Origin of the sequence: Tritonibacter sp. SIMBA_163 (genome assembly GCF_046535935.1) — a bacterium.
Classification (GTDB): domain Bacteria; phylum Pseudomonadota; class Alphaproteobacteria; order Rhodobacterales; family Rhodobacteraceae; genus Epibacterium; species Epibacterium scottomollicae.
The window spans coordinates 37635-57627 of record NZ_JAWJBP010000007.1; the positions used below are offsets into that span (position 1 = coordinate 37635).

Here is a 19993-nt window from a genome sequence, read left to right on the forward strand (position 1 = left end):
GGGCATTACCTTTACTCACACCGGAAACTCAGTCATCTTGGGCCCATATGTTGTGGGGTGGGGCCATGAAAATCACTATAGTTACGGCAGTGTCCATCATCTTGGCAGGTGGGTTTACAGGCGGTGTCGAAGCGCAAATTTCGTCACGCACCGCCGAGCCTGCGGAGTTCCCCCCGGCAAGCTATCAGGGGCGGCAATATGTCGACAGCCGGGGCTGTATCTTCATTCGCGCCGGAGTCGACGGCAATATTGCCTGGATCCCGCGGGTAAACCGGGCACGCCAGCAGCTCTGCGGGGCCGAGCCGACCAAGGTGGCGGGCACGTCGAGCCAGAAGCCCGCAGGGCCGCAGCCGGACATCATTACGCTTGCACCCGAAGCGGAGAGCCGCGCGGCCGCGCCGGTCCGCACGGCCACCCCGACACCGGTAAGTAATCCCCCGGTTGCCGCTGTCAAACCCCAACGCACACCCGAGATGACCTCAGCCGGTCAGGCAGAGGCCACTCTTGCTCCAGCGCGTCCTGTGCGACGCGCGCCGCAGCCGGTGGCTGCCGCTCCGGCCCCGGTTGCGCCGACAACGGTACCGGTTGCCGCTGCGCGCGTGCGCACGTCCGATAACCCCTTGGCTCAGATCACGCCCAATACCCGCATTCTGCCCGTGCATGTTTACCTGGAGCGGCGCAAGAGCGAAGACCTGCAGGTGCCCGAGGGCTATCGCGTGGCCTGGGAAGATGATCGCCTCAATATTCATCGTGCGGAACAGACCATCCGACCAACTGTCTTGAGTGATCGTGCGGTTGTCCCCGAAGGCTACGCACCTGCGGACCGGGCCGACAATCGCATGAACCGCCTGCGTGGTGTGCGTACGCCGCAAGGTGATGCACAGATGGCGCAAGTCTGGAGCGACAGCCTGCCGCGCCGCCCGGTCGAACGGGCACTGAATAAGACCCCATTCGTGCTGTGGGATGCGAAGGCGAAATACGGGATCGTGCCGCCGCGTCGCGGTGGGGCTGTGGTGACGCGGTTGTCTACGCGCTCTGCGCCTGACGCGGTTCTGCCAAACACATCTTCGGTCCAAGCGGCGCCACGGTACGTTCGCGCCGCGACGCTGGCGGATCCGGCACAGGCCCGCGCGGTGGCGCGTGACCTTGCGGCGGCAACTGGACTGCAGATGCGGCTGGGCTCTGTGACGCGCAATGGGCAGACGCTCAAGGTGGTGCTGGCTGGCCCATTCACTGCCGGCGCCGAACAAGCGCTGCAGCGCATCCGGGCCGCCGGGTTCAGCGGTGCACGGCTCAGCAAGTAGCCGTTTCGCCTGACGGTGAGATGAAGAACCGAGAGTGAGATGAGGGGCCGGGCAATTGCCCGGTCTTTTCAATTTACCCGGTCTCTTTTGTTCGCGTAGGTGCAGAGGGCCTGCTTAGTCCGCTGGATCAGCCGCAGATATTCTGCAGCTGCACCCAGTCGCGATCATTCAGAACCGGCGCCAGTTCACGTCCCGCCATCGGGTCTGCCTCGATCAGGCTGACGGTGCTTTCGCCGGTGACATCACGGGCATAGGCATAGGGCGTGGAGGGGATCGCGGCGCGGGCAAATTCGGCCAGAAGGGCTTCGGTCTCCACATCTGGGCGTGGTGAGGACAGCATGGTTTCGGAATAGCGGTCCAGCGTATCGCGCCTGATTTCGCCGGTGGTCAGCAGGCGGAAGGTGGCGCCGATGCCGCCAATATCAAGAATATCTGCCATTGGATCGCGTTCATCGGCGCGCACATGTTCAACCAGAACTGCGCCTGCTGCGACAGCAGGATCCTCGTAGTCCTCGAAATAGGATCGGTGCATCAACACGATTCCCCCCGGCAGGGTCAGGCTCTCCGCAATGCCGGAACGCAGCACGGCAACCCGGCGTACACCGGTGCGTTCCGCGAGTTTCTTCAGGATCGGATCGGCTTCGGGGGTGGAGCAGGCCTGGCCGGAGACCCGTTCGATCCGCCCCAATAGTGCCTGACCAATTGCCTTTCGGTGGACCTCGGACACTGCGGCCAGCGTCTGTGTCCGCATGGTCTGAGGCAGGCCAAAAGCCAAAAGGGCCAACGCACAGGCCACCACGCCGATGCCACCAAAGACGCGCAGCCGACCGGGGCGCGGGCGGGCGCGGCTGATTGCATTTTGCACGGTTTCGATGGCCTCGCGCATGGTGGTTTCATCCTCGGCCAACTCAAGCGTTTCGCCGGGATCGCCATCGGGATGATAGAGTGCTGGGAATTCACCGGGATTGGCCCGTTCCACCGCAGCCAAAGACCAATGCGCCAGCGGGCGGTCCCGCATGTCGGTGATGGTGAGCGTGGCGTTCCCGAGCGAGACGATCACATCACGTCGCTGGTCTTCTGGCGACGGGCGCCAGATTCCGACCGCCTCAAGCCGCTGAAATTCACGGAGTACCGTCATGAACCGGGTATGCCTGCTCCTGTTGTTCTATGGTTGTTTTAGCATGCAAGGGATGTCGGCAGCAAACCGCTTTGCCACCGAAACCCCAGGCTTGTGGATATTTTTTCCCTGATGTCAGAAGGTCTTGAAGCGCTTGCGCAGTTCGAACTTCTGGATCTTGCCGGTGGAGGTCTTAGGAAGCTCTTCGAAAATCACCGCCTTGGGGGCCTTGAACCCCGCAAGCGTGCGTCGCGCAAAGTCGATCAATCCGGCCTCATCCACCGTCGCGCCCTCCTTCAATTCCACAAAGGCGCAGGGAACCTCGCCCCATTTCTCGTCCGGCTTGGCGACCACGGCGGCCAGGTTCACATCCGGATGCGCCATCAGGACGCCCTCGATCTCGACCGATGAGATATTCTCGCCCCCAGAGATGATGATGTCCTTGGCGCGGTCGGCGATCTGAATATAGCCATCGGGATGTTGGACCGCGATGTCGCCCGAGTGGAAATACCCCCCGGCAAAGGCCTCTGTGGTGGCCTCCGGGTTCTTCAGATATCCTTTCATGACCGAGTTGCCGCGCATCACGATTTCACCCTGCGCTGTTCCGTCCTTAGCAACCTCTGCAAGGCTGTCGTCAAGAACCGTCACCTCCTCCATCATCGGAAAGGCAACACCCTGTCGTGCCTTGACGGCGGCGCGCCCTGTGGTGTCGAGCATGTTCCACTCCGCGCCTTTCCACAGGCATTCGGTGACATGACCATAGGTCTCGGTCAGCCCGTAGACCTGCGTGACGTGAAAGCCGAGCGCCTCTATCTTAGTCAGGGTGGCGGGGGCTGGGGGCGCGCCTGCGGTGAAGACCTCCACCGTATGATCAAAGGCGCGCCGGTCCTGCGGCTTGGCATTGACGAGCATGTTCAGAACAATGGGCGCGCCACCAAAATGGCTGACGCCCTCATCGGCGATGGCGTCATAGATCGCAGCCGCCGTGATATTGCGGCAGCAGACCACCGTGCCGCCCAGCACCGGCATCATCCAGGTGTGATTCCAACCGTTGCAGTGAAACAGCGGCACGATGGTCAGATAGACGGGCCGCATCTGCAGCCGCCATGAGATCACCGTGCCCATGGTCATCAGATAGGCGCCGCGGTGGTGACAGACGACGCCTTTGGGCCGCCCGGTGGTGCCGGAGGTGTAATTGAGGGCGAGGCTCTCCCATTCGTCTTCGGGCATGATCCAGTCGAACGCAGGCGGTGCCTCTGCCAGCAGATCTTCATAGGTCACATGGCGTCCGCTGGCGCTGATCCGCGCTTCGGCATCGGGCACTTCGATCAGGATCGGGCCGTCTCCCTCCATCTGCGCCTTGGCTGCCTCTGCGAGCGCCAGAACCTCGCTGTCGACCAGAGCCACCTTTGCACCACCGTGGTCAAAGATATAGGCGACCGTGTCCACATCGAGCCGGATGTTTATGGTGTTCAGAACCGCGCCGCAGGCAGGCACGCCGAAATGCGCCTCTGCTTGCGCCGGGATGTTGGGCAGCAATGTCGCGACCACATCGCCCGGCTTCACCCCCATGCCAGCCAACGCTGCGGCCAGTCGGGTGCATCTGTCGTAATACGCGCTGTAGCTATGTCGAACCCCACCATAGATCACAGCCGTGTCCTGCGCAAAAACATGCGCCGCGCGCTGCAGGTGCGACAAGGGCGTCAGTGGCACATAGTTTGCCGCCGTCCGCTCCAGACCCGTTTCATCCGCCAGCCAACCCATGTGTCCTCCTCCTCTGTCGTGCCGGAGTTCTTCCCCTTGAGGCGGAATATTGCGCTGGAGATCCCGAAATTGAAAGAGATCGAATGCTTCGAGAGAGAAAATCTCGATCATGAGCGCCGAACCCTCGTGTTTCCTCAGCAGGCTGAATGAGTTAGCCTCTGCGCATGATCCTTTCGCGCGGGCGCAACTACGTTTTTATCCATATTCCCAAGACCGGTGGCACCGCATTGGCGCTGGCGCTGGAGGATCGCGCCATGGCCGGGGATGAGATGCTGGGTGACACGCCCAAAGCGATAAAGCGTCGGCGCCGCCTGCAGGGGATCACCACGCGAGGGCGGTTGTGGAAGCATTCCACCCTGTCCGACATCGAAGGATTGGCCAGCGCTGAAGAGTTGCGACAGATGTTTGCCTTCACGCTGGTACGCAATCCGTGGGACCGGATGGTGAGCCTCTATCACTGGTTACAAGCGCAGAGCTTTGACCACCCGATGGTGCCGCTGGCCAGGACGCGCGTGTTTTCGGACTTTGTGACTGATCCCTTGGTGATGCGCGCACTGTCCGCCCAGCCCGCGCCTGCGTATATGCGCCAATCTGATGGGCGGGAGCATTGCAGCCTCTATATACGTCTCGAACATTTCGCGTCTGACGCGCAGCCATTGTTCGACCATTTGGGATTCGCGCTCGATTTGCCCGTTATCAATGAGTCGCACCGAGACCGCGACTGGCGTGTTTACTATGATTCACCGGCCGTTTCTGCCGTAAGGACGTGCTGCGCTACCGAAATCGAACGATTTGAATACTCTTTTAACGATTACACCCTATCCCTTTGAGTGAGAGCGGCTCCCTAAGAGACCGCGCCCAGGCCCGACCGGTTTGCTATAAAGAATTCACGGAACGGCGATTGGAGCTTCGAGCCCCAGAGGACCGAAGCAACTTAGAAGTCGAAAGGACAGGAACATGCTGGATTGGTTTGCAAAACGGAATGCCTCCCCGATGGCAGAAGCGTTCACCACTGAATATCCGATGGTGGCGACCGGGCATGCAGGTTTTCTAGCCGGTACCATGGTTGCCACGGCAGCGGGTTGGCGCCCGGTTGACGCGCTCACCGCAGGTGACGAAGTCCTGACCTTCGATCACGGCATGCGCCCGATCAAATCCATTGAACGTCGCACGCTGGTTCTGGGCGACACCGCCTCCGCTCAGGAAATGGCGCCGGTCTATATCCCCCGTGACGCACTGGGCAACCGCAACCCCCTTTGGGTAAAACCAGAGCAGGGCGTGGTGATTGAACATGACTTGCTCGAAGATGCGCTTGGTGATCCGTTTGCAGTTGTTCCGGCTTGCGCTCTCGAAGGATATCGCGGCATCACCCGCGCCCCGCAGCAGGTGACCATGGAAACCGTGGTGCTGAGCTTTGATGAGGACGAGGTGGTCTACATCGAAGCGGGTGTACTGGCCTTCTGCCCGGCACAGCATGACCTGATGCACTACTGCGTGACGAAACAGGCCGATGAGCTCTACAGCATTCTCTCCGCCACCGAGGCGCGTGAACTGGTCATCGACATGATCACCGAGGACAGCTTCTGGACCCCCGGCGCAATGGCCGGAAACGGCGGCACCGGAGAGCCGCAATACGCCGCTTTCGCCTGATCTCCACACTCTCTCACAGACGCCCTCCTGAAAGAATGACCTGCTTCTTCCCCCCGGAGCAGGTCATTCTGCGTTTGACAGGTGCGACAGGACAAAGCTGACGCGCTGCGCAACACTGGCAAAGGGCAGGGGGATCAATTCATATCCAAGCGCGCGGTAGACGTCTTCCATGGCGCATAGTGTCGCCCGTGCTTCGTCCCTGCCTTGTGTACGCTCTTCATCCTGTTCGAAGATCTCGTCCCAGAACGGGGCGACGAACACCCGTCTGTTGTATCGGAACCGTTGGGCTGCCTGCTCCATATGCGTCGGCACGGGCAGATCACAGAGGCGCAGGTAGCCAAGACTGTCGGGAATGCCACGATCCATCATCACAGGGCCCGGCATGGCGCTTGCCTCGCGGTAGGAGCGCAGATCCCACGACAGCATCATTTCGGCAAAGAGGCTGCGATCCTCCCAAGGCAGGGCCTGCCCGCCGATCAAGCTTTGATCGCGTATGATGGCGCGTCCTGCTTCCGGCATACATGTGATCCCACGCTGTGCCAGTGCTTCGAGCAATGTCGTTTTGCCTGATCCGGGACCGCCGGTCACGGCAAACAGTTGGTCGGACATGACCTACCTCTTGAATTCTGATCGGGGGGAAACACCGCTACCACGGCAGGTGCTGCACCAGACTAGCACAACATCGTGGCCCTGTCCTTCAGCTTTTCTCAAATATCTCGGAGCGCGAGGCAGCGCCTCGCATAAGAAAAGGCCGCCCCGAAGGGGCGACCTTGTGGTGGTGCCTCGATGGATGCCGCCTCAGGCAGCCTCGTCCTCGGCGGGGGCAAAGCGGCCATAGAAGGTCTGGCCCTTCTCGGCCATCTCCCGCAAGAGCGGCGGGCAGGCAAAACGGTCGCCGTAAGCCTCTGCCAGCTGGTCGCAGCGTTCGGCCGCATAGGGTGTGCCGATGATATCGAGCCAGGAGAGCGGACCGCCGGACCAGGGGGCAAAGCCCCAGGCGAGGATCGCGCCGACATCGCCTTCGCGAATGTCCATCAGCACGTTCTCTTCCAGCGCGCGCACCGCTTCCAGAACCTGCGCGAACATCAGCCGTTCCTGCACCTCGATCAGATCTGGCTGCTCGGCCGCCTGCGGGTACTTGTCCGCAAGGCCGGTCCAGTATTCCACCCGCTTGCCCTTCTCATCATAGTCGAAGAAGCCCGCGTTGGCCTTGCGGCCCAGACGGCCCTGATCTTCCATCCAGAAGATCAGATCATCCGCGGGGCTTTCGGGATAGGCATCGCCCATCGCCGCCTTGGTCGCCCGTGCGATCTTGGCGCCGAGATCGACCGACGTCTCATCGGTCAACTGGATCGGCCCCACCGGGAAGCCCAGCTGGCGCGCGGCATTGTCGATCAACACCGGCGACACGCCTTCGGTGATCATCCGCAGACCTTCGTTCAGATAGGGGATGATGCAGCGGTTGCAGTAGAAGAACCGCGCGTCATTGACCACGATCGGCGTCTTTCTGATCTGGCGCACATAGTCCAGCGCCTTGGCCACCGCGCGGTCGCCGGTCTTCTCGCCCTTGATGATCTCCACCAGGAACATCTTCTCGACGGGCGAGAAGAAGTGGATGCCGATGAACTGCTCGGGCCGGACCGAGGCCTCTGCCAGGCTGGTGATCGGCAGGGTGGAGGTGTTGGAGGCAAAGATGCAGTCCTCGGGAATGATCGCCTCGACCTTCTTTGTCATCTCGGCCTTCACGCTTGGGTCCTCGAACACCGCTTCGATGATCAGGTCACAGCCCTTGAGGTGCTCCAGATCCGGCGTTGCGGTGATCTGCCCCAGCAGAGCCTCTTTCTTCTCTGCCGTCGCCTTGCCGCGCTTGATGCCCTGATCCATGTAGTTGGCGGCATAGGCCTTGCCCTTGTCGGCAGCCTCCTGGTCGCGGTCGATCAAAACGACGTCCATGCCGGCCTGCGCCGAGACCAGCGCGATGCCGGCCCCCATCATGCCCGCGCCCAGAACGCCGATCTTCTTCACGGTCTGATCATCGATGCCCTTGGGCCGCACCGCGCCTTTTTCCAGCGCCTGCTTGTTGATGAACAGGGATCGGATCATCGCCGAGGAGGATGGGTTCATCAGAACATGGGTGAACCAGCGCGCCTCGATGCGCAGGGCGGTGTCGAAATCGACCAGAGCGCCCTCATAGACCGCCGACAACAGCGCCTTGGCCGCGGGGAAGGCGCCTTGGGTCTTGCCGTGCACCATCGCCGAGGCGCCGACATAGTTCATGAAACCGGCCGGGTGATAGGGCGCGCCGCCGGGCATCTTGTAGCCCTTGGCGTCCCAGGGTTTGACGATATCCGCAGGCTTTGCATTCAGCACCCATTGACGGGCGGCCTCCAGCGGATCGGCGGCAACCTCATCCACAAGGCTGGCAGATTTCGCCTTCTTGGGGTCCAGCATCTTGCCTTCCAGCAGCACCGGTGCGGCGTTCACAGCACCAACCATCTTTGAATAGCGGATGGTTCCGCCGCCGCCGGGGAAGATACCAAGCAGGATTTCCGGCAGGCCGATCTTGGCTTTCGGATTGTCGGTCATGCTGCGGTAATGACAGGCCAGCGCGATCTCGGTGCCGATGCCCGCACAAGTGCCATTGATGGCGCAGGCAATCGGCTTGCCGCCCTTGTTGGTCTTGGCCTCCATGCCGGCGCGTTCCAGTTTTCGCAGGATGCGGTGGCCGTTCATGGTGAAGTCGAACAGGCCCTGTGCAGCGTTCTCACCGGATTCTTCGCGGATAGAGGCCAGCACGTTCAGATCCATGCCGCCGGCAAAATCCTTCTTGCCCGAGGTGATCACCACGCCCTTGACCGCGTCATCCGCCAGCGCGCGATCAATGAACTCCTCTACCAGGCCAAAGGCCTCGCGGGTGAGGACGTTCATGGACTTGTCCACCGCGTCCCAGGTGATGATGGCGATGCCATCGGCGTCTACGTCATATGTGAAATCGCTCATGTGTCGTCTCCGATCTGGTCAGCCGTCAGCGGGCTGCCGTCTTTACGGGTGAAGGTGAAGGCGCCGTTTGCAACCTTCACCATCATGTCGAGGTCGCTGTAGAAGGCCGTCTCGCTCTCGGTGCGGGTGCCGATGACAAGAAAGGAGGCCAGCGCATCGCTCTTGTTGATAAGGTGGTGGCCATTTGCATCGCCTTTCGGGAAGGCGGCGCAATCGCCAGGGTTCATTTCATGTTCGCCCGCGTCATCCACCAGCACCAGCGCGCCAGCGGTGACCATGACAAACTCGTCCTGCTCCATATGGTAGTGGCGCAGGGAGGACAGCGCGCCGGGTTCCAGATGCACGAGGTTGACGCCAAACTGGCTGATCCCTGCGGCATCGCCCAGACGCTGTGACGTGCGCCCCTCCACGCTCCCGGCCAACTTGCCGGGATAGGTGGAGCCGCCCTTGGTGGCGATCTGTGACAGGTCGAGCTTGGGCATCAGACGCGCTCGATGATGGTGGCGGCCCCCATGCCGGAGGCGATGCAAAGCGTCGCGAGACCGCACTCCTTGTCCTGGCGTTCCAGCTCGTCCAGGAGCGTGCCGATGATGATCGCACCGGTGGCGCCGAGCGGGTGACCCATGGCGATGGAGCCGCCGTTGGGGTTCACAAGCCCCGGGTCCACGTCAAAGGCCTGCATGAAGCGCAGCACCACCGAGGCAAAGGCCTCGTTGACCTCAAACAGATCCAGATCGGAGATCTTCATACCGGTCTCGGCGAGGATCTTTTCGGTCACCGGCACCGGGCCGGTCAGCATGATGGTGGGATCTGTGCCGATCTTGGCGGTGGCCCGGATGCGCGCGCGCGGCTTCAGCCCATGGCGTTCGCCGAATTCCTTGTTGCCGATCAACACGGCAGCCGCGCCGTCCACGATGCCGGAGGAGTTGCCGGCGTGGTGAATGTGGTTGATCTTCTCCAGATGCGGGTATTTGAGCTTTGCCACCGCATCAAACCCGGGCATCACTTCGCCCATCATCTGGAAGGATGCGTTGAGCGCGCCAAGCGCCTGCATGTCGGTGCCGGGACGCATGTATTCATCGTGATCCAGGATCGGCAAGCCGTTCTGGTCCCGTACGGTGATGATGGACTTGGCAAAACGGTTGTCGTCCCATGCGGCCTTGGCGCGGCGTTGGGATTCCACCGCAAAGGCATCCGCCTGATCGCGGCTGAAGCCATATTCGGTGGCGATGATGTCCGCCGAGATCCCCTGCGGTACGAAATAGCTGTCCATGGCAAGCGTCGGGTCCACGGCGATCGCCGCCCCGTCGGAGCCCATGGCCACGCGCCCCATCATCTCCACGCCGCCTGCGATATAAGCCTGTCCGGCGCCGCCACGGATCTGGTTCGCGGCCAGGTTCACGGCCTCCATGCCAGACGCGCAGAAGCGGTTGATGGCGAGGCCCGGGATGGACTCGTCAAGGTCCGAGGCCAGCACGGCAGAGCGTGCCAGGCAGCCGCCCTGTTCCATCACCTGGGTGACATTGCCCCAGATCACATCCTCGACCGCATGGCCTTCGAGGCTATTGCGCTCTTTCAGTGCATTGAGGGTGAGGGCGGACAGCCGCACAGAGGTCACCTCGTGCAAAGCGCCGTCCTTGCGGCCCTTGCCGCGCGGGGTGCGGACGGTGTCGTAGATGTAAGCTTCGGTCATATTGGTCTCCTCAAGCTCGATCCGACGGGTTGCCGGGCATCAGATCATAGGGGTGTTTCCAGCCAGGCAGCGCAGAGATGCGCGACAGCCAGGCGTCGATATTGGGGTGCTCTTCGCGGTCAAAGCCGAAGGGCTCCGGATAGTAGAGATAACTGCAGCAGGTGAGGTCGGCGTTGGTCACTGCGTCCCCCACGATCCAGTCACGGCCTTCCAGATGTTTCTCCAAAACCGCATAGGTGGCTTTTAAGCGTCCTTGCAGGAAGGCGATCACCTCGGCGGGGCGCTTCTCCTGGGGGAGAAAATTCATCAAAAATCGGCAAAGCCCTGCATTGGAGGACAGCTTGTGATTGTCCCACAGCTGCCACCGCAGGATCTCGCGCTTCTGCTCCGGGGTGTTGCCGCCAAATTTTCCGTACGTGTCCGAAAGATATTGCTGGATCACGCCGGATTGGCTGAGCGTCACCTCGCCGTCCACAAGCACAGGGCATTCGCCCATCTCATTGATGTCACTGCGGAACTCTGCGCCGCGGGTCGTGCCGCTGAAGAAGTCCACAAACACCGGCTCCCAGTCGAGCCCTGCCAGTTCAAGCGCGAGAGCGGCCTTGTAGGAATGGCCGGATTCGCCAAAACAATGGAGTTTCATGTCAGACCGCCCCTCCCAGTGGCGATGTCGCGGCGGGGGTGTCACACCCCCGCACCCCCGTGAGGTATTTGGAAAAAGATGAAGACCTTTGAGGGTCTGTTAACCAAGAAGGCAGCAATATGGCGATGCGGTACAGGCTGAGGAGCCGATGACTGCAAAAGGTGAAGGCGCGCTTGCCCATTAGGCGGAGAGCCCGGGGGCGGGCGCGCCCCATGACTTCATCTTTTCTCAAATACCTCCGCCGGAGGCTCCCGTCAGATCCGTCAAGGCAAAGCGTCAGATCTGTCACATCGACCTCGCAATCAGCTCTTTCATGATCTCATTTGTGCCGCCATAGATCCGTTGCACACGTGCATCCGCCCACATCTCGGCCACGGCGTATTCCTGCATGAATCCGTATCCTCCGTGCAGTTGCACACATTCGTCGAGCACTTCTCCTTGGGTATCGGTAATCCAGTATTTCGCCATTGCGGCTTTCTCGACGCTCAACTCTCCACGTAGGTGTTCCACCATGCATTCATCAAGGAAGGCGCGGGCAATCTTACTCTTGGTCAGGCATTCGGCGAGCTTGAATCGGGTGTTCTGGAATTGGGTCAGCGGGCCGCCAAAGGCCTCGCGTTCCTTGCAATAGGCGATGGTGCGCTCTACCGCGCCCTGCATCGCGCCAACCGCCCCGCAGGCAATGATCAGCCGCTCCTGTGGCAGCTGCTGCATCATCTGGTAAAAGCCCTGGCCCTCACTGCCGCCTAGGATGTTCTCTAGTGGGATGGCGATGTCGTCAAAGAACAGCTCCGAGGTATCGGCGGCATGAAGTCCCACCTTGTCCAGATTGCGACCACGGGTAAAGCCGTCGGCACCATCCGTTTCCAAGGCCACAAGGGAGACCCCCTTGGACCCCAGCGCGGGGTCGGTCTTGGAGGCGACGAGGATCAGGTTGGCGTGCTGGCCGTTAGTGATGAAGGTTTTCTGCCCCGACAGCCGGTAGACATTGCCATCCCGCACGGCCTTGGTTTTGATCGCCTGCACGTCGGAGCCGGTGGAGGGTTCCGTCATCGCCAGCGCACCCACCAGCTCGCCCGAAATCATTTTGGGCAGCCAACGCTGTTTTTGCTCTTCGGTGCCATAGGAGAGGATGTAATGCGCCACGATGCCGGAGTGGATGCCATGGCCCCAGCTGGCCAGATTGGCGCGGCTCGCCTCTATCAGGATCGCGGCCTCATGTCCGAAATCACCGCCGACGCCGCCGTATTCTTCCGGGATGGAGGGGCAGAGCAGGCCCAGCTCACCGGCCTCGGCCCAGGTGGTACGATCCATTTCGCCCTGTTTGCGCCAGCGCTCGAACTTCGGTGCCCATTCGTTGGTGATGAAGCTCTGTGTCATGTCGGCAAGCATCTTGTGCTCGTCGCTCATCCATGCGGATGAGGTCCGGAAATCCAGCTCTGCGCTCATCTCTCTCCCCTTTGACGCCCTGGTTCAGGATTCGGGTCCTGGCGTCAGCGTTTTCGATCCTCCAGCTCGGCGTTGAACAGCCGCATGCGGTGGGTCAGATTATCCTCATTGATCACGCTGTCGAAATTCTCGAACAGAAAGGACAGCGCCTCTCCCTCGTCCAGTCCGGCCTCATGGGCAAAGCGCTTGAGCCTGCGAAATCCGTCCTCGGTCATGGCGACGGGAAAGCGGCGGGTCAGGCGAAAACGTTTGGGCATATTCGGATCCTCTCTTTTCCAAATGCGCCCCGGCTGCAGAAGGGACCGGATGCGCCCTGAAGGGCGCATCCGCTGTCATGTCGCAGATCGCGATCAGAACTGCGCAGCGTCGAGCGCCATCACCGTGTCGGCGCCGGTCTCGATGCGGGCAAGGTGCAGTTTGGTCGCGGGCAGCTGACGTGCCATGTAGTAGCGGCCGGTGGCGAGCTTTGTCTCGTAGAACGCCGCGTCAGAGGCCCCGGCGTCAAGCGCCGATTTGGCCGCCTTGCCCATCATCGCCCACATCAAGCCGAGGCAGACGTGGCCGAACATGTGCATGAAGTCGTTGGAACCTGCGAGCGCGTGGTTGGGATTCTTCATGCCGTTTTGCATGAAATACATCCCCGCCGCCTGCAAATCCTTCGATGCCGCCTTCAGTGGTTCGATGAAGTCCTTTGCGTAATCGTCGGAAAGTTCGGCGTTTTCCTTGCAGAACCCTTTGACGAGATCAAAGAAAGCCATCACATGCTTGCCGCCGTCCTGCGCCAGCTTGCGGCCCACCAGATCCAGCGCCTGCACGCCGTTTGCGCCCTCATAGATCATCGCGATGCGGGCGTCGCGGGTGTATTGCGACATGCCCCATTCCTCGATGTAGCCATGGCCGCCATAGACCTGCTGCGCCTTCACGGTCATGTCGTAGCCCTGGTCGGTCAGGAACCCCTTGATGACCGGAGTCATCAGCGAGATCAGGCCGTCGGCATCCTTGTCCTCGCCGCGGTGGGCCTTGTCGATCAGCGTAGCGCCCCACAGGAGGAATGCGCGTGCGCCTTCGGCAAAGCTTTTCTGATCCATCAGGCTGCGGCGGATGTCCGGGTGCACGATCAGCGGATCGGCGGGGCCGTCGGGATTTTTTGCACCGGTCACATCACGGCCCTGCAGGCGGTCCTTGGCGTAGTCCACCGCGTTCTGATAGGCGGCCTCGGCCTGCGCCACACCCTGCATGCCGACGCCCAGACGGGCCTCGTTCATCATGGTGAACATGGCGCGCATGCCTTTATGCATGTCACCGAGCAGCCAGCCTTTGGCGCCGTCGTAGTTCATGACGCAGGTGGAGTTGCCGTGGATGCCCATCTTCTCTTCGATGTTGCCGACCGAGACACCGTTGCGTTCGCCAACGGAGCCGTCGTCTTTCACCAGGAATTTCGGCACAATGAACAGCGATACGCCCTTGATGCCCTCGGGGCCGCCCGGGATCTTGGCCAGCACCAGATGGATCACGTTGTCGGACATGTCGTGGTCGCCGGCGGAGATGAAGATCTTCTGGCCGGAGATCGCGTAGGAGCCATCGTCCTGCGGCTCTGCCTTGGTACGCATCAGCCCGAGGTCGGTGCCGCAATGGGGCTCCGTCAGGTTCATGGTGCCGGTCCATTCGCAGGAGACCATTTTGGGCAGATACTTGTCCTTCTGCTCATCGGTGCCATGCACCAAGATCGCCGAGGCCGCGCCATGGGTCAGGCCCTGATACATGGTGAAGGCCTGGTTGGCAGCGGAAAAGAACTCACCCACGGCGGTGCCCATCACATAGGGCATGTTCTGACCACCGTATTGCTCCGGCATGTCGAGTCCGGGCCAGCCGCCTTCCTTGACTTGCTCGAATGCGGCCTTGAAGCCGGTCGGGGTGTAGACCACACCGTTTTCCAGTCGGCAGCCTTCGGTGTCGCCCACCACGTTCAGCGGGTGCAGCACGTCACGGGCGATCTTGCCTGCTTCTTCCAGCACGGCGCCGGTGAAGTCGCGTTCCAGTTCGTCGTAGCCGGGGATGCCCGACTCCTTGATGTTCAGCACGTCATGCAGGACAAATTGTGTGTCCTTGGTGGGGGCGGTATAGCTCGGCATCGCGGTCCTCGTTGGTTGGAGTGGTGCGGTTTGCGGATTCAATCAGGCGGGCAGGGCGGTGAGTGTTACTCGGCCGCCTTGGCGTTTGTTTTCATCGAGGCGATGACTTTCTCGCCCCATTTCAGCTGATCCTTCAGGTCATCAATCGCCTCGGTCAGCTCGTCGCGCTGGCGTTCCATGTCGGCCAGACGGTCCTGGGCAATGTCATAGGTGCGGCTCAGCTGCGTCAGTTGCTGGTCACCCATGTGATAGAGGTCCAGAAGTTGGCGGATTTCTTCGAGGCTGAACCCAAATCGCTTGCCACGCAGGATGAGTTTCAGCCGCGCCCGGTCGCGTTTGGTGAACAAGCGTTTTTGCCCGTCCCGGACTGGGAACAGCAATTCCTTGGCTTCGTAAAATCGCAACGTGCGCGGAGTCACTCCGAACTCGTCACACATATCGCGAATGGATTTGGTGTCTTCAGTCATGGGGGCGTCACTCAGATGTTGCTTTACGTTGGCGTCGTCTGCGTAAACCTTGGCGGCTCTTGTCGAGAGTTACAACATGAACTTGACGTTTACGTAACTTCGACGCCGCGTCACTTCAAAGGGTGACGTGGTGGCAGGGCGATTTGACGTGACGTCGTGAGCCGGAAGGGCAGGAAATCGCCGGAGCTCCCCGGCGCAACGACCGGAAAACAAGCGTAAAATAGGGCGTTTCCTGTGCAGGTCAGGGCTTTGTAGTGCCCGTTGGCGTGACGGGTCTCTCTGCACTGAAAATTCTGGTGTGACTGTCAGCGAAGTCGAAAGAGCGGGTCCACACGGCCTCTCACTCTGTTGTAAATCTCTGGTTGGTTCGGGCCTTTGTCAGCGACGAACCGTCTTCGAAACACTCCAATCTTTCGCGGGCGACGCGGATGAATGCCTCCACGATGCCAAGATCAATGTCGTTGCCAAAGGTGTTGAGTGTGAGTGCATTGGGGCCATCGCAGCGAGATATGTCCGCAAATACATCTCCGTATTCATCGATCAGCTCTACTGACAAACAATTGCCTTGGACGTTTCCGGCGACTTGCCAGCGAAAGTTCTTCATAGATGTTTCATGGCTGAAAGGTCCAAGCGTGCATCACGACTAGGGTGCGACCGCAGTTGAGATATTGGCACCGATCCAAAACCCAAGCCGGGTCTTGCGCCTCACAAGAGCAGATCAGCCATCCAGCAGGTTCAGGGTCACCTTGCGCAGGTCGGTCAGCTCTTCCATCGCCTCGTCGATCTGCTGGCGCTGATGTTCCAGCTCCTTCAGTTGGCGGTCGGCCATTTCGATGAAGGCACGGTTCTGGGCCGCGTCGCCTTCCTTGTCATAGATCAGGAGCCACTGGCGGATCTCTTCCAGCTGGAAGCCGAACTTGCGCCCGCGCAGGATCAGCTTCATCCGCGCCACATCGCGGGGCCCATAGAAGCGGGACCGCCCCTGCCGCTCTGGTTGCAGCAGTTCGATGTATTCGTAATAGCGCAGGGTGCGCGGAGTCACTTCGAACTCGGCGCACATCTCCTTGAATGACAGTTTTGTTTCGGTCATCCACGTCCTCCCTTGTGGGGCAACCTAAGGAAGTGAACCGAGCGGTGCAACTGGGAGTTTTGCAAGCCTTGCGCTTTGGGGAGCGGGACCTGATAAATGAGGCAACAGCGACAAGGAGCTCCCCATGGCAGACAAGACGCAACTGGCGCGCCAGTTCATCGAGGCGATCCCGCATTCGCGTGCGCTGGGGATGGAGCTGACAGAGATCGGCGAGGGGCGCGCGGTGATCGTGATGCCCTATGACAAGAAGCTGATCGGCGATCCGGACACCGGTGTGATCCATGGCGGCGCGGTCTCGGCGCTGATGGACACCTGCTGTGGTGCGGCGGTGATGAGTCACCCGAGCGCGCCCTCCAGCACTGCGACCATCGACCTGCGCATCGACTATATGCGCGGCGCAACCCCCGGCCAGACCATCACCACCACCGCCACCTGTCACCACGTGACCCGCAATGTCGCCTTTGTGCGCGCGGTGGCGACGGATGAGCAGAGCGAGACACCCGTGGCCACCGCCTCCGGCGCTTTCACAGTGGAGATGAAATCATGAGCCGCCCGCGTCCTGAACCCGTGCAGGTGATCAAGCAACGCCGTGATGCGGCCCTGGCGGCGCTGGTGGAATCGGTGCCTTACATCGGCTTTCTTGGCATCACCTTCGAGCGTCGCGGCGATGAGCTGACCTCGACCATGCATTTCCACGACAATCTGATTGGCAACCCGATGCTGCCGGCGATCCACGGCGGGGCCACGGCAGCGTTTCTCGAGGTGACCTCGGTGATCACCCTGCAGTGGTTCCACCTCTGGCCACAGTTCGAAAGCGGTGATCTGGATGTGGAAACGATGGCGGCGGGGCAGATGCCGCGCCTGCCCAAGACCATTGATTTCACGGTGGATTACCTGCGCTCCGGTCTGCCGCGCGATTCCTACGCGCGCGCCACCGTGAACCGCTCCGGACGGCGCTATGCCTCGGTGCATGTGGCGGCCTGGCAGGACCACAAGGACAAGCTGTTTGCCCAGGCGACCGGGCATTTCCTGATGCCGCAGGAGCGCCCCTCCGAGGGCTGATCACGAAGGACCAATTTCATGTCGGAGGCCTCCGGACCGATCACCCACAGCCGGGTGTTGAAAATCGCGCTGCCCATCGTTCTGTCCAATGCCACCGTGCCGATCCTGGGTGCGGTGGATACGGGCGTGGTGGGACAGCTGGGCGAGGCGGCCCCAATCGGCGCCGTTGGCATCGGCGCGGTGATCCTGTCGACCATCTACTGGGTGTTCGGTTTTCTGCGCATGGGCACCACCGGTCTGGCGGCACAGGCGCGCGGCGCCGGAGATGAGGCCGAGACCGGCGCGCTGCTGATGCGGGGGCTGATCCTTGCAGGCGGCGCGGGTCTGTTCTTTATCCTGGCGCAGGTGGCGGTGTTCTGGGGCGCCTTTGCGCTGGCGCCCGCCAGTGCCGAGGTGGAGGGTCTGGCGCGGCAATATCTGCAGATCCGCATCTGGGGCGCGCCTGCGACCATCGGGCTATATGCCGTGACGGGCTGGCTGATCGCGATCGAGCGCACGCGGGGGGTCTTCCTGCTGCAGATCTGGATGAACGGGCTCAATATCGCGCTGGATCTGTGGTTCGTGCTGGGGCTCGGCTGGGGCGTCGAAGGGGTCGCCATCGCGACGCTGATCGCCGAGTGGACGGGGCTGGCCTTTGGCCTCTGGCTGTGCAGATCGGCCTTTGCGGGCGACCAGTGGTACGATTGGGCGCGGATTTTCGACCGTGCGCGGCTGAAGCGGATGATGCAGGTCAATGGCGACATCATGGTGCGGTCGGTGCTGCTGACGCTGTCGTTCACAACCTTCCTGTTCCTTGGCGCAGATCTGGGCGATGTGACCTTGGCGTCCAATCAGGTGCTGATCCAGTTTATCGAGATCACCGCCTTTGCGTTGGATGGGTTCGCCTTCAGCGCCGAAGCGCTGGTGGGCGGGGCTGTTGGCGCGCGGGATCCTGTGCGCCTGCGCCGGGCAGCGCTTGTGTCGTCCCACTGGGGGGTGTGCTTCGCGGTGGCTCTGGCGCTGGCCTTCTGGTGCGGCGGACCTGCGCTGATCGATCTGATGGCCACGGCGCCGGAGGTGCGTGAAACCGCGCGGAGCTATCTGATCTGGGTGGCGCTGGCACCGCTGATCAGCGTTGCAAGCTACATGTTCGACGGCATCTACATCGGCGCCACCTGGACCCGCGACATGCGGATCGCGATGATCCAGGCGGTGGGGATCTATGTGATCGCGCTTGTGGTCTGTGTGCCGGTGCTGGGAAATCACGGACTGTGGCTGGCGCTTATGGTGCTGAACCTCGCCCGCGCGGCGACGCTGGCGGCCCGCTACCCTCGGCTGGAGGCGTCGATTTCGCCTGCGGGATGAATTGCTGCGATGACGCTTTGCGAGGCGCCTGATACCAAGCGGAGATTTGCTATCGCAAATCACAGGTGAGGTTTTGCGCTTTGCTTTGCAAATCGCCGGGGGCAGGCCGCGCCTTTGGCGCGGCCTGCCGGGCCCAACGGGAAGGGGGCTTTTTAAAGCATCCCTGACGGGCGGGAGCGCCCCTGGCTGCCTTGGATGACTAGAGCCAAGTTGCGCGATCGGTGCCAACCGCTTGCGCGACACTGTCATGTCCGTCGCGCGCCAGAAGCGCATCAAGGCCATTGGCGATCTCTGCTGCAAGTGACAGGCCGCCATAGACCAGCGCGGTATAAAACTGCACCGCTGATGCACCCGCTCGGATCTTGGCATAGGCGTCCTCAGCCGAGGAAATTCCGCCCACACCGATGATCGGCACGGCTCCGTCAAGCCGGGTGGAGAGCTGTGCCAGCACCCGGGTGGATTTTTCAAACAATGGTGCGCCGGAGAGCCCGCCCATTTCATCGCGCTGCGCGCTTTTCAGACCATCGCGGGCAAGCGTCGTATTGGTTGCAATCACCGCATCAATCCCGCTTTCGCGCGCGACATCAGCGATATCGTCAAGACCTGCCTCATCCAGGTCGGGTGCAATTTTGAGGAACACCGGGATCGGGCGATCCAGGCCCTCTCGTGCCTCCATGACCCCTGCCAATAGCGCCGAAAGGGCAGCTTTGCCCTGCAGATCACGCAGCTTTTCGGTGTTGGGAGAGGAGACATTGACGGTGGCAAAGTCCAGATGCGCGCCGCAATGGCTCAGGACGCGGGCAAAATCCTGCGCGCGGTCATCGCTGTCTTTGTTGGCGCCGAGGTTGAGGCCGATCACACCATCCTTGGGTCGCTGAGCAAGGCGTGCGCCAACCGCCTCCATGCCCTCATTGTTAAAGCCGAAACGATTGATCGCCGCGCGATCTTCGCTCAGGCGAAACAGGCGCGGTTTGGGATTGCCCGGTTGAGGGCGCGGGGTTGCGGCCCCCACCTCGATAAACCCGAAACCGGCCTGAGTGAGCGCGCTGAGCGCCTCGGCGTTCTTGTCAAAGCCTGCGGCCAGCCCGACCGGATTGGGCAGGCTCAGACCTGCAATTTCTGTCTTCAGGCGCGGCGATGTCACCGGGCCGGGGCAGGGCGTGAGACCGGATTTCAGGGCCTTGATGGACAGCCCATGCGCGGTTTCGGGATCAAGGCGATGCATCACGGCCAGCGCCAGTTTTTCGGACAGCTTCATCGGCCGTGCCTCCTTTGTTG

Annotated in this window: 20 protein-coding genes; 6 read left to right on the forward strand and 14 right to left on the reverse strand. The window is 61.5% G+C overall.

The annotated features are described in order from the left end of the window. Window positions 1-65 precede the first annotated feature (65 nt). Window positions 66-1304 carry an SPOR domain-containing protein gene (locus tag R0J92_RS12365; RefSeq protein ID WP_411051882.1) on the forward strand — a complete coding sequence of 413 codons (1239 nt, stop codon included), beginning with the start codon at window positions 66-68 and terminating at the stop codon, window positions 1302-1304. Window positions 1305-1431: 127 nt separating this feature from the next. Here R0J92_RS12365 and R0J92_RS12370 read toward each other — a convergent pair whose 3' ends face one another. Together R0J92_RS12370 and R0J92_RS12375 are read right to left on the reverse strand one after the other, a co-directional pair. Beyond that, the gene (locus R0J92_RS12370; protein WP_411051883.1) at window positions 1432-2442 is read right to left on the reverse strand and encodes a hypothetical protein; all 1011 of its coding nucleotides are present in this window, start codon (window positions 2440-2442) and stop codon (window positions 1432-1434) included. A gap of 114 nt (window positions 2443-2556) precedes the next feature. After that, window positions 2557-4185 (reverse strand): AMP-binding protein, encoded by a 1629-nt coding sequence (locus tag R0J92_RS12375; protein ID WP_411051884.1) that lies wholly within the window; start codon window positions 4183-4185, stop codon window positions 2557-2559. Window positions 4186-4349: 164 nt separating this feature from the next. Here R0J92_RS12375 and R0J92_RS12380 point away from each other — a divergent pair, with 164 nt between their 5' ends. Both R0J92_RS12380 and R0J92_RS12385 read left to right on the forward strand, forming a co-directional pair. Beyond that, window positions 4350-5015, forward strand: a complete 666-nt coding sequence (locus tag R0J92_RS12380; protein WP_411051885.1) for a sulfotransferase family 2 domain-containing protein — start codon at window positions 4350-4352, stop codon at window positions 5013-5015. Window positions 5016-5142: 127 nt separating this feature from the next. After that, complete coding sequence (locus R0J92_RS12385; protein WP_106164823.1) at window positions 5143-5835, forward strand: Hint domain-containing protein; 693 nt, start codon at window positions 5143-5145, stop codon at window positions 5833-5835. 63 nt (window positions 5836-5898) lie between these two features. Here the strand turns inward: R0J92_RS12385 and R0J92_RS12390 are convergent, their stop codons facing one another. The 11 genes from R0J92_RS12390 to R0J92_RS12440 all read right to left on the reverse strand — a co-directional run bounded on the left by R0J92_RS12390 (window position 5899) and on the right by R0J92_RS12440 (window position 16309). Next, window positions 5899-6444 (reverse strand): AAA family ATPase, encoded by a 546-nt coding sequence (locus tag R0J92_RS12390; protein ID WP_411051886.1) that lies wholly within the window; start codon window positions 6442-6444, stop codon window positions 5899-5901. Window positions 6445-6633: 189 nt separating this feature from the next. Continuing rightward, complete coding sequence (locus R0J92_RS12395; RefSeq protein ID WP_411051887.1) at window positions 6634-8835, reverse strand: 3-hydroxyacyl-CoA dehydrogenase NAD-binding domain-containing protein; 2202 nt, start codon at window positions 8833-8835, stop codon at window positions 6634-6636. Next, on the reverse strand, window positions 8832-9317 hold the full coding sequence (locus tag R0J92_RS12400) for a cupin domain-containing protein (RefSeq protein ID WP_106164820.1): 486 nt from the start codon (window positions 9315-9317) through the stop codon (window positions 8832-8834). Before R0J92_RS12400 ends, R0J92_RS12395 begins: the two co-directional genes overlap by 4 nt. Beyond that, window positions 9317-10528 (reverse strand): acetyl-CoA C-acetyltransferase, encoded by a 1212-nt coding sequence (locus R0J92_RS12405; protein ID WP_411051888.1) that lies wholly within the window; start codon window positions 10526-10528, stop codon window positions 9317-9319. Before R0J92_RS12405 ends, R0J92_RS12400 begins: the two co-directional genes overlap by 1 nt. A gap of 10 nt (window positions 10529-10538) precedes the next feature. Next, window positions 10539-11171: a glutathione S-transferase family protein gene (locus R0J92_RS12410; RefSeq protein WP_411051889.1), complete on the reverse strand. Its 633-nt coding sequence runs from the start codon at window positions 11169-11171 to the stop codon at window positions 10539-10541. Between the two features lie 285 nt (window positions 11172-11456). Continuing rightward, window positions 11457-12620 carry an acyl-CoA dehydrogenase family protein gene (locus tag R0J92_RS12415; protein WP_411051890.1) on the reverse strand — a complete coding sequence of 388 codons (1164 nt, stop codon included), beginning with the start codon at window positions 12618-12620 and terminating at the stop codon, window positions 11457-11459. Between the two features lie 44 nt (window positions 12621-12664). Then, window positions 12665-12877 (reverse strand): hypothetical protein, encoded by a 213-nt coding sequence (locus R0J92_RS12420; protein WP_317386444.1) that lies wholly within the window; start codon window positions 12875-12877, stop codon window positions 12665-12667. 93 nt (window positions 12878-12970) lie between these two features. Next, a complete protein-coding gene (locus R0J92_RS12425; RefSeq protein WP_411051891.1) occupies window positions 12971-14752 on the reverse strand; it encodes an acyl-CoA dehydrogenase C-terminal domain-containing protein in 1782 nt (593 codons plus the stop codon). A 65-nt stretch (window positions 14753-14817) separates the two neighbouring features. Next, entirely contained in the window at window positions 14818-15219 is a 402-nt protein-coding gene (locus R0J92_RS12430) for a MerR family transcriptional regulator (RefSeq protein WP_106164814.1), read from the reverse strand. Window positions 15220-15559: 340 nt separating this feature from the next. Next, entirely contained in the window at window positions 15560-15823 is a 264-nt protein-coding gene (locus R0J92_RS12435) for a hypothetical protein (protein WP_411051892.1), read from the reverse strand. Between the two features lie 114 nt (window positions 15824-15937). Next, entirely contained in the window at window positions 15938-16309 is a 372-nt protein-coding gene (locus R0J92_RS12440) for a MerR family transcriptional regulator (RefSeq protein ID WP_106164812.1), read from the reverse strand. Window positions 16310-16433: 124 nt separating this feature from the next. Between R0J92_RS12440 and R0J92_RS12445 the strand changes: the two genes are divergently transcribed. The 3 genes from R0J92_RS12445 to R0J92_RS12455 are packed head-to-tail and all read left to right on the forward strand — an operon-like array spanning window position 16434 to window position 18715. Next, the gene (locus R0J92_RS12445) at window positions 16434-16856 is read left to right on the forward strand and encodes a PaaI family thioesterase (RefSeq protein WP_106164811.1); all 423 of its coding nucleotides are present in this window, start codon (window positions 16434-16436) and stop codon (window positions 16854-16856) included. After that, window positions 16853-17371 carry a PaaI family thioesterase gene (locus tag R0J92_RS12450; protein WP_411051893.1) on the forward strand — a complete coding sequence of 173 codons (519 nt, stop codon included), beginning with the start codon at window positions 16853-16855 and terminating at the stop codon, window positions 17369-17371. Before R0J92_RS12445 ends, R0J92_RS12450 begins: the two co-directional genes overlap by 4 nt. Window positions 17372-17389: 18 nt before the next feature. Beyond that, a complete protein-coding gene (locus tag R0J92_RS12455) occupies window positions 17390-18715 on the forward strand; it encodes an MATE family efflux transporter (RefSeq protein ID WP_317386438.1) in 1326 nt (441 codons plus the stop codon). A 199-nt stretch (window positions 18716-18914) separates the two neighbouring features. On the opposite strand, the gene R0J92_RS12460 is transcribed toward R0J92_RS12455, so the two are convergent. Continuing rightward, on the reverse strand, window positions 18915-19973 hold the full coding sequence (locus R0J92_RS12460) for a quinone-dependent dihydroorotate dehydrogenase (RefSeq protein ID WP_411051894.1): 1059 nt from the start codon (window positions 19971-19973) through the stop codon (window positions 18915-18917). Between the last annotated feature and the right edge of the window lie 20 nt (window positions 19974-19993).

Excerpts from the sequence above, each read along its gene's own strand:
- R0J92_RS12380 (WP_411051885.1), top strand. The coding sequence starts at position 4,350 with ATGATCCTTTCGCGCGGGCGCAACTACGTTTTTATCCATATTCCCAAG.
- R0J92_RS12460 (WP_411051894.1), bottom strand. The coding sequence starts at position 19,973 with ATGAAGCTGTCCGAAAAACTGGCGCTGGCCGTGATGCATCGCCTTGAT.
- R0J92_RS12365 (WP_411051882.1), top strand. The coding sequence starts at position 66 with ATGAAAATCACTATAGTTACGGCAGTGTCCATCATCTTGGCAGGTGGG.
- R0J92_RS12435 (WP_411051892.1), bottom strand. The coding sequence starts at position 15,823 with ATGAAGAACTTTCGCTGGCAAGTCGCCGGAAACGTCCAAGGCAATTGT.
- R0J92_RS12400 (WP_106164820.1), bottom strand. The coding sequence starts at position 9,317 with ATGCCCAAGCTCGACCTGTCACAGATCGCCACCAAGGGCGGCTCCACC.
- R0J92_RS12385 (WP_106164823.1), top strand. The coding sequence starts at position 5,143 with ATGCTGGATTGGTTTGCAAAACGGAATGCCTCCCCGATGGCAGAAGCG.
- R0J92_RS12455 (WP_317386438.1), top strand. The coding sequence starts at position 17,390 with ATGTCGGAGGCCTCCGGACCGATCACCCACAGCCGGGTGTTGAAAATC.
- R0J92_RS12415 (WP_411051890.1), bottom strand. The coding sequence starts at position 12,620 with ATGAGCGCAGAGCTGGATTTCCGGACCTCATCCGCATGGATGAGCGAC.
- R0J92_RS12425 (WP_411051891.1), bottom strand. The coding sequence starts at position 14,752 with ATGCCGAGCTATACCGCCCCCACCAAGGACACACAATTTGTCCTGCAT.
- R0J92_RS12375 (WP_411051884.1), bottom strand. The coding sequence starts at position 4,185 with ATGGGTTGGCTGGCGGATGAAACGGGTCTGGAGCGGACGGCGGCAAAC.
- R0J92_RS12370 (WP_411051883.1), bottom strand. The coding sequence starts at position 2,442 with ATGACGGTACTCCGTGAATTTCAGCGGCTTGAGGCGGTCGGAATCTGG.
- R0J92_RS12420 (WP_317386444.1), bottom strand. The coding sequence starts at position 12,877 with ATGCCCAAACGTTTTCGCCTGACCCGCCGCTTTCCCGTCGCCATGACC.
- R0J92_RS12440 (WP_106164812.1), bottom strand. The coding sequence starts at position 16,309 with ATGACCGAAACAAAACTGTCATTCAAGGAGATGTGCGCCGAGTTCGAA.
- R0J92_RS12395 (WP_411051887.1), bottom strand. The coding sequence starts at position 8,835 with ATGAGCGATTTCACATATGACGTAGACGCCGATGGCATCGCCATCATC.
- R0J92_RS12445 (WP_106164811.1), top strand. The coding sequence starts at position 16,434 with ATGGCAGACAAGACGCAACTGGCGCGCCAGTTCATCGAGGCGATCCCG.
- R0J92_RS12390 (WP_411051886.1), bottom strand. The coding sequence starts at position 6,444 with ATGTCCGACCAACTGTTTGCCGTGACCGGCGGTCCCGGATCAGGCAAA.
- R0J92_RS12430 (WP_106164814.1), bottom strand. The coding sequence starts at position 15,219 with ATGACTGAAGACACCAAATCCATTCGCGATATGTGTGACGAGTTCGGA.
- R0J92_RS12450 (WP_411051893.1), top strand. The coding sequence starts at position 16,853 with ATGAGCCGCCCGCGTCCTGAACCCGTGCAGGTGATCAAGCAACGCCGT.
- R0J92_RS12405 (WP_411051888.1), bottom strand. The coding sequence starts at position 10,528 with ATGACCGAAGCTTACATCTACGACACCGTCCGCACCCCGCGCGGCAAG.
- R0J92_RS12410 (WP_411051889.1), bottom strand. The coding sequence starts at position 11,171 with ATGAAACTCCATTGTTTTGGCGAATCCGGCCATTCCTACAAGGCCGCT.